Origin of the sequence: Methanolobus vulcani (genome assembly GCF_006546655.1) — an archaeon.
Classification (GTDB): Archaea; Halobacteriota; Methanosarcinia; order Methanosarcinales; family Methanosarcinaceae; genus Methanolobus; species Methanolobus vulcani_A.
In genome coordinates, this window is record NZ_VIAQ01000015.1 from 410,729 (window position 1) to 423,279 (window position 12,551).

The window sequence follows — 12,551 nt, forward strand, 5'->3', positions numbered from 1 at the left end:
ATCAAACAAAAAAGAAGATGGAATTAGTAGTTGTCAAGTACATTCCTGACAATATCTCTGTAATCTTCCTTAAGCAGGTAAATATTGTGGTCACCGGTAACATCAATGCTTAGAATTCCAAGTCTTGTATTCATGAGACCCACCATTGCGGAAACGCCTCTGTAACTCACATCAAAATCCGTATCATGAAGATGCTCGTACACGTCTCCTGTAGTGAATTTACCACCATTAAGGAACAGTTTCAGTACTACTTTACGTATACCTGTATCATCGCGACTAAGATATTTTATAAGTCTCTCTCTTACTCGCTCTTCAATTGTTTCCAGTACAAACACCTCTTTCATCAATATGTTATTTTATCTTATAAAACTATTTATGTGCAATAGCTTTAAAACCTGCATTGGATATGAAAATTGTACCATCTATATCATTCTAACATATATATTTTGGCCTTTCATAGGGGTATTTTCTCAACAATTAACCCATCTTCAAAAGGATATCTTTCTATAATGTACAATTTTCTTCCAGACTTCTTTATAAATTCTTCAATATCTTCAAGTATCCACCAAGCAAGATCAATTCCCGTGGATTTTGTTTCCATCATTTCTGCCGGAACTTCCATATGTATCAGCTCTTCATAAACAGAATCCCGGTCATTCTCAGCGCATTCAATATGCCCATAATAAATCGTTCCTTCCTCACCGATATCATCAAAAGGTCTTGCCGTATTTTCTGCAATTCGTATGAGCCTTTTACGAAGCTGTACTGCATCCTTATAGCTTGATGAGCAGAAATGCATTTTTTTACAATCATTTGCTACTTCACAGGCATATCTTTCAGAACCCGCCACTGCATTTGATACATCATCAATAAGAGAGTATCCCAGCTTTTTCAGAGCTTCGGAGTTAGTATCTGAAAATTCCAGTTCATTGAGGTTCAGGAAACACTCCACGCTGTTTACAAAATGTCCTACGTATTCCACACCAGCAATGGATGGAATTTCTATGCCAGTTTCTATTCCCAATTCCTTGGCAAATTTTATAGAATCCGCATAGCCAGTTTCCTCAAGTTCATTCCATGCTTTTTCAGGTGGATGAAACCTTATCTCATCCAGACCTGCTTCTGCCAGTTCTTTCAAAGTATTGAAGTCAGGTGCTGTGGATGTGTACATGTGTATGTGATGCTGCTGTCCGAAATTATCTTTCAGGAGTCTGATATAATGAATAACCCTCTCTTTTTTCAGGAGCGGCTCACCACCGGTAATTCCTGTCCCAAGAGCATCCATCTGTAATGCCTCATCGATAACATCCTGGTCAGAAAGAACTTTTCTTTCGTTAGCATAAGTCATATCTGTGCGTCTTTCTTCAGATACAGGACAGTAGAAACAATCCTTTTTACAGATGCCTGTAACAAATAGAACCATTTTTGCTCCCTGCTGGCAGAGTTTACAACCATCTGAAAGAAAAGAATAGAATGAACCAGCTTCTCCCTGTATGACCTTACTCATCAGGCTATTCTATAGCCTGCAGGTATTTAAGACTATTTTAATGCGGGGTTAAGACTTATCTAAGATTCAAGCGTAATCTGCTTAGATGGAAGAGCGAGATGGTTTTATTGTCTCAATAGGTTGCCGCAAATGCGGTAGATGTGAGAATGTTTGTCCTAACGGGGCTCTTTACAGGATCAACGGCTTTGTTAATGTTGATCATCAAAAATGCAACCTCTGTATGAAATGCGTGAAAATATGTCCTAATAAGGCTCTGGTTTACATGGAATAATATCCATGATCCAGAACCTCGGCATTGATCAATTCTATTTCTCAATACCTTCCAATCCAATGGAAAATGCTTTACCCAGAAAATCACCAAGTCCGTGATAACTTCTCTCGGGTGAATAAATAATAGGTCTTATCTTCTCTATCTCTGGATTTCCTTTTTCATCCAGTACAGATTCATCTGCTTTAACATCCATTATCTCGCCGATAAATTGAGTATGAAGTCCAAGCTCAAAGCTCTGTACCAGCTTGCATTCAAGGATTACAGGGAATTCTTCAACATATGGTGCATACACCACGTCACTCTTAACAGGCGTAAGTCCCATTTTTTCAAACTTGTCCTCATCCCTGCCACTTGCGATCCCAAAATAATCAACCTCTTTAACATAATCTTCTGATGGGATGCTAATGGTGAAAGCTTCCTTTTCCATGATATTGGCGTAACTATATGTCGCTTTTCTCAGGGATACGCTAATGCACGGAGGATCCGAGCAGCATATTCCTGCCCAGGCAGCAGTCATTGCATTTGCTTTTCCAAACATATCATAGGTTCCCACCAGCCATGCGGGAGCAGGGTATGCCAGCGTCTTTGCACCGATTGATTTTTTCATAAGAGCACCTCTATAATAACAGTCTTAAAATAGCTTTAATCTTACGGCAGTTGAGATATGAGTTAAGATATGATATTTATCTATCTCATCTTAATTCTTATTTTTACTAATTCTGCGTACTCATATCATTCCCCTGAAAATGACCCTTGAGAAAATGGTCGATACTGTAAAGACAATAATCGTCACAGGAAGTATCTGTCCTATCTCGTATCTCAATTGTGCCCTGTCACCTCCGTACTCAATGGTTCCTGAGAATCGTATCAGTATCACGGTTATCAGTATGATGTATATACCAATAGCAAACATGAAAAGGTCAGAGGGGATTGACTGGTTTAAATTCTCAGGCGATATCTGTGCTGGCCCCGGAAGCGAATTCTCAGGCAGTCTCCTGATACTGTCGGATATATTCTCAAGGATCTTTGCTATGACTTCCGAGAGTGCAATGGTAACACCAGCTATAAGTGGCGCGAATACTGCCGCAGTAGAACGCATGGTGGATGTCATATCATACAATGACTGTTTGATATTAAGCTCTACATCCTGAAGCTCTTTCAGGTGGTCTGCAAGTTTCACGATTGCAACTCCTGCTATCGCATGGCTCTTGTGAGTACTTTCCACAAGCAGTTTCATTGTAGTCTTAATCCTTTCAGAATAAATGTCTTTGAAAGCCCCGAAATCCTCATCAAAAATTGCGGAGTAAACATCCGTTCTCATATTCATGAGGTTAAGCGATATCCTTTCAAACGCAGGTGCAATGTCTGATCCGTTCATGGTGGTTGCTGTGTGTATGAAAGCTTCTTCTGCGGACCTTCCTTCGGATATTCTTCTGCCGAGAATGAAAAGAGCATCTGAGAACTCACTTTCCATCTTATGAATTTTGTCCCTTATTTTCTTGTAAGGGGCATAACTGATGTTCAGGTAGATTGCCACGGCAAAGACTATACCCCATATGACAAAGAGAGTAGGAGGGATTATTCCTTCAAGTGTATTGGTGGAAACTATATTCCACGGATTTCCTTTGAGAACTAATATGTATCCAAGAGAGGAGATTACAAGACCTATGACAATGGACAGTATCAAAGATTCCTGTTTTCTTTTCCTTATACCTTTAAGTTCAGGATGGCTGTCAGGAATATCCTGTGGAATGAATGCCGCCGGACGCTTCATGAGTATGTATTCTGCGTAGGCAAATGTGAAGAGCGGCAGGATAACGTCATACACTATTACAAGTGTGCCTATTCCAAACCTGATACCTACAACTGTGATAGCAGGCATGAGTGCCACAAGTGCCAGAGGTATCAGGATGAATACTGAGTAAAGAACATAAGTGGGTGTTTTCAGTTTAGACGCGAAGCTGTCCATGAGATTTTTTGTACTTTCGAGTACCAGGTCAAGGGACCTGTTCAATGTGATCACTCTCTGTGCTTCGTCAGGTTCGCTGGTTGAGCTTTTAATAAGGTGAAGTGCTCTTTTGAAATACTCGCTGTCTTTGCCCCATATATTTGAAAATTCAAGTATCGCGTCATCAATTCCACGATATTCCCTTACATGCAGGTTCCATATCATCTTCTTCAGGTCTTTTGCAAGTGGCCTGCCAGAATTCCCTGCAGCAAAACGGATGGCTACCTCCATATTCGGCACAAGTTTCATAGACATTACCAGATAGCTCACTATCTCCGGCATATCTCCAAGTGAGCTTACCTTCATCCATTTCGCATGTAGTTTGATATATTCACTTGTGTAAAGCAGCACAGCCAGCGGGAATAACAGGCTTAACACGATAACTGCATGCAGGGTCGAGTTTTCAAAGCTTGTTATCCTGAACAGAAAATAATCAAATATCAATATACTTACAAGCGCACAGGCGGCTGCAACATAGGAAAAAAGCACAGTCTCATAAGGTTCAAGTCCCATGCCAGTGTAGACCATTGCATTACGGTATTCTTCGCTGATTGCATTGTCAGCTTTTAGCCTGAATGTCTCAAGGTCTTTTAACAGCCAGTTGAAGTTTTCAGATGTGAATTTACATCCATAATAATACCAGTTTTCACTGTACAGTCTGACCACCTTCTGTGAGGTAATCTTCATTTGTGATCATGTCACATGGCTCGTCAGGGATGAGCTCATCAAAAGCGAGTTCAGTTAATTTATCCAGAGGTTCATTATCTTCACATCCATTATCATCTACATTTGTTTTGTCTGAGTTCTCTTCGTTCTCATTTTCTCTTCCTGCAAAGGAACAGAACCATTCAAACCATCTGTCATAGACTCTCTGATAATTGATCCCATCTGGTTCAGTAACTTCTTTGTCCATGAGCATCCAGAACATATTGTTAGCCCTTGCCACATTCTTCGCCTCAAGCAGTTGAGGCTGCTCCAGTCCAAATTCTGCAATCTTTCCTTTGATCCTGGCTCTCATGCGGATATTCAAAGAGGCTTCATCCATGGATATACCCCATTTGTCTGCTATTTTCCCGATGAGCACAGACTGTCCTCTGTCCATGAGGTCTGATGGTAGTAGTCTGTCTGTTGAAGCATCGTAACTGAGTATATCGGAAAAAACCTTTCCTGAATTTTCATCCCATTTATCGTTGACCTCTGCAATCTGCATAACGCGACGTTTCATTGTCATGCTACCTGAAAGTCGCGTATTTGCACAGACTATCACAGCATCAGTAGCTTTGAATGAGGCAGGAGGGACTTCCAGGGTGTTAACTATCCTCTCATACACTGCATCTGTAGAAGATCCGTGGATTGTACCGATAACTGAGTTTCCAGCCGCACCGACCTGCATAGCTTCATACAGCACTGCTACTTCAGGCCCCCTGACCTCTCCCATTATGAGTGAGGAACTTCCAAGTCTCAGGGAAGCTCGTAGTGCAATGGATGGTTCAATTTCAACTCCATATTTCATAATAGCGGACTGAGAATTAAGGCCCTGTACTTTCCATCCCATTTCCTGAAGTTCTTCAATGGGAATCTCAGGTGTGTCCTCTATTGTTATCATGCGGTACTTCTGTGGCATTTCCAGTAACAATGCACACATAAGTGAGGTTTTCCCGGCTCCGACTCCGCCGGCAACCAGGACAGATGCCTGTCCATCCATAATGAAGCTCATAAGGCCTGCCGTAAGTGGTGAGATAGAACCTTTATTGATGAGTTTTGGCAGGGTCCATGGATCTTTTGCATGCTTCCTGAAAGCATAGGCTATACCTTTTGCACTGAAAGGGTCACCGATTACCGAAACTCTCACTCCATACTCTCTGAGAAACATTTCTAGAACCGGAGTCGCTTCGCCAAAAGGTCTTCCACTTATCGAACGCATTCTCGATACCATGGATTCCATATCTTCCTGGGATAGATAGATATTTGAAATGCATTCTTCGCCGTCAAGCACTACATGAACGGGGTTCTGATCCGCAGGTGCGTTCACATAGACGTCAGTGATTCTTTCATCTGAAAGCAGATCTTCAAGAATGCCAAGCCCGGTCGTATATTTTGTGAGCAGGTCACAGCAGAGTTTCACCTTTGCAGGATTGGAGATAATATCTTCCGCTTCTTTTTCTTCCTGGAGGAAATGTTTGCTGAGTCTGTGGAAATATTCTCTTGAACTTCCCGGGTCTGCAAACTGCAGGTCTGCAGGCCGATGAGCTATCATTTTCTTCCTAATTCTTTCTATTAGCTTCAGTTCCTTTTCCTCAAGGGAATACTCTACAGGATTGATGATGTACATCTTCTCCGGGCGGTCCGTCAACTGGTATATATTAACCGGAAGGCGTCTCTCATCCTGATAGCCGATGTCGTAGCATTCAAGGAACAGTGTATTGTCCGGTGGTTCTGTGTATATCCTGGATGTTGAAAAGGGAGGCCTGACGTAGGAACGAAGCTGGCTTTCGTAATCTATGGCATAGTTTTTCCCAGAAGTGCTGTCCGCCTCTGTATAACAGATAGTGGAATTTCCAGTTCCTGTTCTGACATTACAGGCAATTCGTTCGGATATTGCTTTCATTTCCAGCAAAGTGCTGAGAAATCTCTGCCTGCAGAGTGAACATTCATTGCGTATATTATCGAAGCTATCTTTTGTTTCATTATACTTTACCAGTTTTTCAATTGTATTACAAGCCTTCAATGGATCAATTCCGGAAGTTGATACAATTGAATCCATAATCCTTGTGTATTCTTTTTTGCAAAAGGTTGAGTTGTTACAGTTATCAGTTGTGAATCTGGAACTTTTGTAAGGAATAAGTTTGTCCTGCAAGCCTGCCATGAGATAAATTGAAGCCAGTGACCTTCCTTCATAATCCCTTTCGTAGAGGTTTGCAAGTGTAAGTCTGTCAACAGCAGGCTCTTTTCTTAGTATCTCAAAGATGTTTTTCCTGCAATGCTCACTTTCCAGGCTGGATTCGTGTTCACATTCACTGCAATCTATTGTAATGTTCCTGCTATTTCTGGAAACTTTCAGTCTGTAAGGGCAGAGTTCATTCTGTTCTGCTTTTTTACCAGTCAGAATGCTGAACCTGGAAGCTATTTTGTCAACCACGCTTTTGGTTTTAACTCTCCCAAAGTCGTTTGCGGGAACAATGCCTGCAAGTATCATCTCTTCTTCAGGCAGGATCATTTGCATTTGCGAATGATCGATGATGTCTGTTATCACTTCTGAATTATCATTTATGTCACTATCAGCTATGCTGGTCGTTTTTCTATTTTTGAATAACACGTTTTTACCATCCATGAAGTTTTTTCAAATGAAAAACGAACATATTAAAAGTTTTCTAAATTAAATTCTAAGTATTTACTTATTTACAAACTTATTTTTTACATGAGGATGCTATCTGGTGGGTAGGGGGTAAATATCAGCAACAAGCGTTAATACAATACTTTCACATTACTTCCCACTGGGTTTTATACTCAAGTTGCATTCTATTATTAAAGGCCGGAGATCTGCATGGGTATATACACCGTATCACAGCTAAACGAGCACATAAAAAAGGTTCTTACAAACGACCCGCAACTATCACAGGTGTGGGTGCGTGGTGAAATATCGAACCTGACCAAACATAGCTCCGGTCATTATTATTTCACGCTGAAGGATGGGAACGCGCAGATAAGCTGCGTGAGTTTCAGGATGACCAACAGAACCCTGAAATTTGAACCGGAATCTTCAATGAAGGTTCTGGTGTTTGGAACTGTTGATGTGTACACAGTTCGTGGCCAGTATCAGCTCAGGGTTCTTGACATGCGTCCTGATGGTATCGGTGAGCTTTACAAAGCATATGAACAGCTCAGGAACAGGTTACAGGAGGAAGGTCTGTTCGATGTTGTTCACAAGAAGAAGATTCCTCTTTATCCAACTAGGATAGGTGTTATTACGTCACCTACAGGAGCCGCAATTCATGACATTCTACACGTACTCAGGCGCAGGTTTCCTGTGGATGTCCTTCTCAGTCCTGCAATAGTCCAGGGTGAGAACTCTGCAGAGAGCATTGTAAAAGCCCTTGAATATCTAAACCGGACAGATGTAGATGTGATAATTCTGGGAAGAGGTGGCGGTTCTCTGGAAGACCTGTGGTCATTTAATGAAGAGGTTGTTGCAAGGGCCATATTTGATTCAAAGATTCCTGTTATATCGGCTGTGGGTCATGAAACCGATTATACGATTTCAGATTTTGTGGCGGACGTGAGGGCTCCAACGCCATCTGCAGCAGCCGAAATTGCTGTTCCTGAAAAAACCGGCCTGATAAAGCATCTTGAATCAATGTTATCGCGTATGCAGCAGGCTGCAATACATATCATTGCAGACCGGCGGCATCATATTGAATATCTTTATTCCCGTATCGAGCCGGAAAGATTCGCAGAGATCGTGCGGCGTGATATGCAGAGGGTTGATGAGCTGAGTTCCCGAATGGAAATGGCTTTTGGAAGAACAATGGAATCCAGACAGGCGTCACTTAGCGGACTTGCAGGCAGGCTTAATGCAGTAAGTCCTTTAAACACTCTTGAGCGAGGTTACAGTATTGCCCTTAAAAGTGAGGATCATGCTGTAATCAGAAGTGTTGATAATGTAAAAACCGATGATTCTGTTGATATAAGGTTAATAGATGGTACTCTTGAGTGCAAAGTAATGGGTACAAGATTAGATATTATAAATAAAGCTGAAAAGAGGAGTAGGAGCTGAAGTTTATGGCAAGAGCAAGAAAAGGTTCTGATGAAAGCACAGATGTTGGTAAGCGTCAGATGAGTGATCTTATGAGTGCATCGGATGATTCTGAAGCTATAAGTTTTGAAGAGTCTCTTGAAGAACTTGAATCTCTGGTTGAGAAGCTTGAAAGAGGACAACTGACCTTGGATGAGAGTCTGGGACTGTTCGAGCGTGGCATGAAACTTGCCAGGATCTGCAACCAGAAACTTTCAAAGGCTGAAAGGAAAATCGAAATCCTGATCGAAGAGAATGGCAATCTGAAAACTGAAACCTTTATTGAAGAATAATTAAAGGCGCTTTAATGCATGCAATAAAAAAGTAGAATGACAAATGCTGTGGTAGCAATTGTCCGGATTATTATTTAGTTTTCAATTTTTAATTTAGTTATCTTCCAGGTATCTCTTACCAAGAAGGAATATGCTGCTTCCTGTAAGAATTACAAGGAAAATAGCAATGATCATTCCTTCTGTTGTGAAATCCTGCCATGAGTGCACAGAAGCCCAGATACCACTTCTTGTAACAAAGGTTGCGAATATCACAAGTATGAAAGATGCAATTGCAAGCAGTGGACCCAGGAAATCATATTCCCCATATCTTGAACGCGATTGTGCGTGAAGATATGCTGTTGCAGTTATCCATGGTATCAGTGAAGATGTTTCCACAGGGTCCCATGTCCAGTACCATGCTCCCCATCCAAGCACTTCATATGCCCAGAATCCTCCAAGGCCTATTCCAAGCGTGAGGAACAGCCATGCGATTCTCATCCAGTCCCTTGATATTTGTGTCCAACGGCTGTCCTTTGTGATGAGATTAGCAACAGCAGCAGCAAAAGGAATGGTGAACGCTGCATACCCAAGGAATAACATTGGCGGGTGGACTGCCATCCATGGGTTTCTCAGGAGAGGGTTCATTCCCTGACCATAGGGCACATCATAGAGTGTGGCAAACGGGTTCCAGTTAGTTGGTTCTATGGAGCCTGAGGGCAGAACCCTGAAAGCTGAAAACGGGTTGTCTATTACAAGCAGTATCAGGAATACGGATACAATTGCCATGGTTAACATTGTGGTAATGTCCATCAACTTTGATTCTGTCATTTCTTTTGTATGACCTGTGTAACGCACGAACATAAGCATCACAAGGATTGCCCATACCCAGAGCAGTAGGGAACCTTCCTGTCCTGCCCAGAATGCAGATATGCGGTAGAACCATGAGAGGTCGGTGCTGGAATGATTATAAACGTATTCGTAGGATGCGTTCACACCCAGCAGGTGTATAATGAGAATCATGGACGAGAGCGTGACTGCAAGCGTACAGACAATTTCCAGTTTCTTTGTAAGTATTCCTGATCTCTGGTCAGAATTTGTATAATATGTAACGGAAGCAAATGTGGCTCCAAGTCCGCAGATGAAGGATATCCATATAAGTATCATTCCAAAATTCAAATCATCACCTCTTTCCTTTCATCCTCTTTGCTTTACGCTTCTCAATTTCCTGCTGAAGCATGCGGTCGTATTTGTCTTCAGTGTCTGAGGTAATTGAACTGGTTTTTGCTGATGTGTCATTGGTGGGATCAATTGCTTTCTCTTTGTTTCCGCGGTCAGTTAGAAGAAGGGCAATGATACCTATTACCATGAGGTAGATGCCTCCCCAGAGGCAGTTGATGACCGGGACAGTTCTCATGTAAAGGTCGATCTCACCGGCAGATTCGTCAATGGCTCTTGGAGCTATGAAAAGTTCCTCGGTGAGTCCGCGGTTTATGTAGGTGGTTGTGTATGTCTGTCCCCACTTGAAATCGGTGATGTAGTTCACTTTTCCGCTCTTAAAATAGCTGCCATCTTTGTAGATGTCAAAAATTACTTCTGTGGTGTATGATGATGCAGGATAGTTCCTGAAAGCTTCTCCGCTGTAGTATGAGTTCATACTGCTCATTTTAAGCTGGTAATGCTGGCCATTGAAACTTACAATTTCACTGGAACCTGAACTAAGGACTGCGGAACTTTCCATTTTCATATTGGAACTGAGTACTATTCCAAGCAGGATCATCAGTATTCCCGCGTGAATGATGTGTGCACTTATTTTCCTGATCTTATCTTTCGTTGCAGCATTCTGTTTACTTGATGTCATTCTGTATATGCGGTAGAATGTTGCCAGAAGAGCTACTATCAGTATCGGCAGGGAAATATCGATTGGAGTGTTTCCAAAAGGGGAGATCACTGCAAAAATTCCCGAAATCAATGCTGAACCTGCTACTACGGGAATGATGTATTTTTTATCCGCATATCCGATGAGCATGCATGTGCTTAAAAGCAATACCAATGCAGCAACAGGGATTGCGGATCTGGTGTTATAATATGCAGGGTCAAGACTCAGGTCCACGCCGTTTGCAAGTTTTGCTATAAGTGGAGTTAGCATTCCCATTGTGATGATAGTTGCCAGTATAAGAAAAGTGACAACAGTCGCAAGCATTGTATTGCTTGTTGTCAGGTTCGGTATTTTGTTTTTCATCTCGCGGGAAATTTTATGTGTACAATGTATTTATAGTTAGAGCTATTTTATCCGTTGTACTCTGGTATATTAAACAAAGGAATTGCAAACGTAAATTGCAAAAATGAGTTTTCAAAGAGGTTTGTTATTTGATAGAGATAATCATCACTGCTGTCTGGCTGATGCTTCCTGCTTACCTTCCAAACTCCATGGCTGCTGTTTTTGGCGGTGGTCGTCCAATAGATGGCGGCAGAACGATGTCTGACGGGCGTCGCATGCTTGGAGATGGAAAGACCTGGCGCGGTCTTATTGCAGGTACTATATGCGGAATGTTACTGGGCTTGTTGCAGATGTATTATCTTAGCAAAAGCAGCAGCATATTTGGTGTTGACCTGCCCTCCTTCGGTGAAGGTATGGGTGCTCTGCTTGTGATATTCACTCTTGCATTCGGTTCGCTTCTTGGTGATATGTCCATGAGTTATTTCAAACGCAGGATGGGATACAAGAGAGGTGCTGCCTTACCGGGTGTTGACCAGCTCGATTTTGTTATGGGTGCATGGTTGTTGACGTTGATAACATCACCTGCATGGTTTTTGGACAATTTTACTTCCGGTATTATCCTTACTTTGCTCATCATAACCCCTCTGCTGCATTTTGTGACCAATGTTATTGGTTACCACATCGGGGTAAAGAACGAACCCTGGTAATTAACAGAGTTTAACAATTATCAAACAAATAATCTATTTAGCAATTAATTATTAGCAATTATTAGTAATTATTAACAATAATCGGTGATCTTATGTCTGAAGGGAATGGCAAACGTACATTAATTGATGCATTAAAGGCATGCGGGGCAGTCAAATTTGGAGACTTCACACTTGCTTCAGGAAAGAAGAGTAGTTATTATATAGATATCAAAAAAGCAAGTACAGATCCTAAGACCTTAAAGGTTATAGCAAAGGAAGCAGGAAAGGTCATAAAATGTCTGGACATCGATGCTGTCGGCGGTGTTGTGCTTGGTGGTGTTCCACTTGCAACTGCAGTTTCAATGGAGACTGAGCTTCCTCTTATCCTGATTCGTAAATCCGAGAAAGAGTACGGTACCGGTGGACGCTTTGTAGGTGATTTCCAGGAAGGTTCAAAGATACTGCTTCTTGAGGATGTGACCACCAGCGGTGGTTCAGTGATGGATGCTATTGTGGCAATTCGTGAAGCAGGTGCTGTTGTTGACAGGGTCATCACTGTTGTTGACCGTGAGTCCGGGGCGGAAAAGAGCCTGAGTGATATTGGTGTGAAACTTGTTCCTCTTGTAAGGGCAAGTGATCTTATCTGATATTCTATTTTTTCTCATTTGAACATCCGAATAAAAGACAAGTTATTTATTTCAGGAATTAGAACTCTTTGGTATTCTAATTTCTACTTTATATTACAATTACAAACAAAAATATCTCGAATCAATCGAAATCCAATATACTATATTTGA

At 41.7% G+C, this 12,551-nt stretch carries 12 protein-coding genes; 5 read left to right on the forward strand and 7 right to left on the reverse strand.

Features of this window, described 5'->3' with window-relative positions:
• Positions 1 to 23 precede the first annotated feature (23 nt).
• Both FKV42_RS09415 and FKV42_RS09420 read right to left on the reverse strand, forming a co-directional pair.
• Positions 24 to 344, reverse strand: coding sequence for a DUF2551 domain-containing protein (locus FKV42_RS09415; RefSeq protein ID WP_154809960.1), 321 nt, complete (start codon positions 342 to 344; stop codon positions 24 to 26).
• Positions 345 to 454: 110 nt separating this feature from the next.
• Positions 455 to 1,507: a radical SAM protein gene (locus FKV42_RS09420; RefSeq protein ID WP_154809961.1), complete on the reverse strand. Its 1,053-nt coding sequence runs from the start codon at positions 1,505 to 1,507 to the stop codon at positions 455 to 457.
• Between the two features lie 85 nt (positions 1,508 to 1,592).
• Between FKV42_RS09420 and FKV42_RS09425 the strand changes: the two genes are divergently transcribed.
• Positions 1,593 to 1,778 carry a DUF362 domain-containing protein gene (locus FKV42_RS09425; RefSeq protein ID WP_154809962.1) on the forward strand — a complete coding sequence of 62 codons (186 nt, stop codon included), beginning with the start codon at positions 1,593 to 1,595 and terminating at the stop codon, positions 1,776 to 1,778.
• 34 nt (positions 1,779 to 1,812) lie between these two features.
• Here FKV42_RS09425 and FKV42_RS09430 read toward each other — a convergent pair whose 3' ends face one another.
• The 3 genes from FKV42_RS09430 to FKV42_RS09440 all read right to left on the reverse strand — a co-directional run bounded on the left by FKV42_RS09430 (position 1,813) and on the right by FKV42_RS09440 (position 7,117).
• Positions 1,813 to 2,385, reverse strand: coding sequence for a flavin reductase family protein (locus FKV42_RS09430; RefSeq protein ID WP_154809963.1), 573 nt, complete (start codon positions 2,383 to 2,385; stop codon positions 1,813 to 1,815).
• Positions 2,386 to 2,505: 120 nt separating this feature from the next.
• Entirely contained in the window at positions 2,506 to 4,473 is a 1,968-nt protein-coding gene (locus tag FKV42_RS09435; protein ID WP_196214102.1) for a hypothetical protein, read from the reverse strand.
• Positions 4,433 to 7,117, reverse strand: coding sequence for a type II/IV secretion system ATPase subunit (locus tag FKV42_RS09440; protein WP_154809964.1), 2,685 nt, complete (start codon positions 7,115 to 7,117; stop codon positions 4,433 to 4,435). The genes FKV42_RS09435 and FKV42_RS09440 overlap by 41 nt, the downstream gene beginning before the upstream one ends.
• Before the next feature lie 213 nt (positions 7,118 to 7,330).
• On the opposite strand from FKV42_RS09440, the gene xseA reads away from it, so the two are divergent.
• Entirely contained in the window at positions 7,331 to 8,560 is a 1,230-nt protein-coding gene (xseA, locus tag FKV42_RS09445) for an exodeoxyribonuclease VII large subunit (RefSeq protein WP_154809965.1), read from the forward strand.
• Between the two features lie 5 nt (positions 8,561 to 8,565).
• The gene (locus tag FKV42_RS09450; RefSeq protein WP_268865977.1) at positions 8,566 to 8,871 is read left to right on the forward strand and encodes an exodeoxyribonuclease VII small subunit; all 306 of its coding nucleotides are present in this window, start codon (positions 8,566 to 8,568) and stop codon (positions 8,869 to 8,871) included.
• Between the two features lie 93 nt (positions 8,872 to 8,964).
• Here the strand turns inward: FKV42_RS09450 and ccsA are convergent, their stop codons facing one another.
• Both ccsA and FKV42_RS09460 read right to left on the reverse strand, forming a co-directional pair.
• Positions 8,965 to 10,026 carry a cytochrome c biogenesis protein CcsA gene (ccsA, locus tag FKV42_RS09455; RefSeq protein ID WP_154809966.1) on the reverse strand — a complete coding sequence of 354 codons (1,062 nt, stop codon included), beginning with the start codon at positions 10,024 to 10,026 and terminating at the stop codon, positions 8,965 to 8,967.
• Between the two features lie 4 nt (positions 10,027 to 10,030).
• Positions 10,031 to 11,089, reverse strand: coding sequence for a cytochrome c-type biogenesis CcmF C-terminal domain-containing protein (locus FKV42_RS09460; RefSeq protein ID WP_154809967.1), 1,059 nt, complete (start codon positions 11,087 to 11,089; stop codon positions 10,031 to 10,033).
• A gap of 137 nt (positions 11,090 to 11,226) precedes the next feature.
• Here FKV42_RS09460 and FKV42_RS09465 point away from each other — a divergent pair, with 137 nt between their 5' ends.
• Positions 11,227 to 11,775: a CDP-2,3-bis-(O-geranylgeranyl)-sn-glycerol synthase gene (locus FKV42_RS09465; RefSeq protein ID WP_268865982.1), complete on the forward strand. Its 549-nt coding sequence runs from the start codon at positions 11,227 to 11,229 to the stop codon at positions 11,773 to 11,775.
• A 92-nt stretch (positions 11,776 to 11,867) separates the two neighbouring features.
• Positions 11,868 to 12,401 carry an orotate phosphoribosyltransferase gene (gene pyrE / locus FKV42_RS09470; RefSeq protein ID WP_154809969.1) on the forward strand — a complete coding sequence of 178 codons (534 nt, stop codon included), beginning with the start codon at positions 11,868 to 11,870 and terminating at the stop codon, positions 12,399 to 12,401.
• The last annotated feature ends 150 nt before the right edge of the window (positions 12,402 to 12,551 follow it).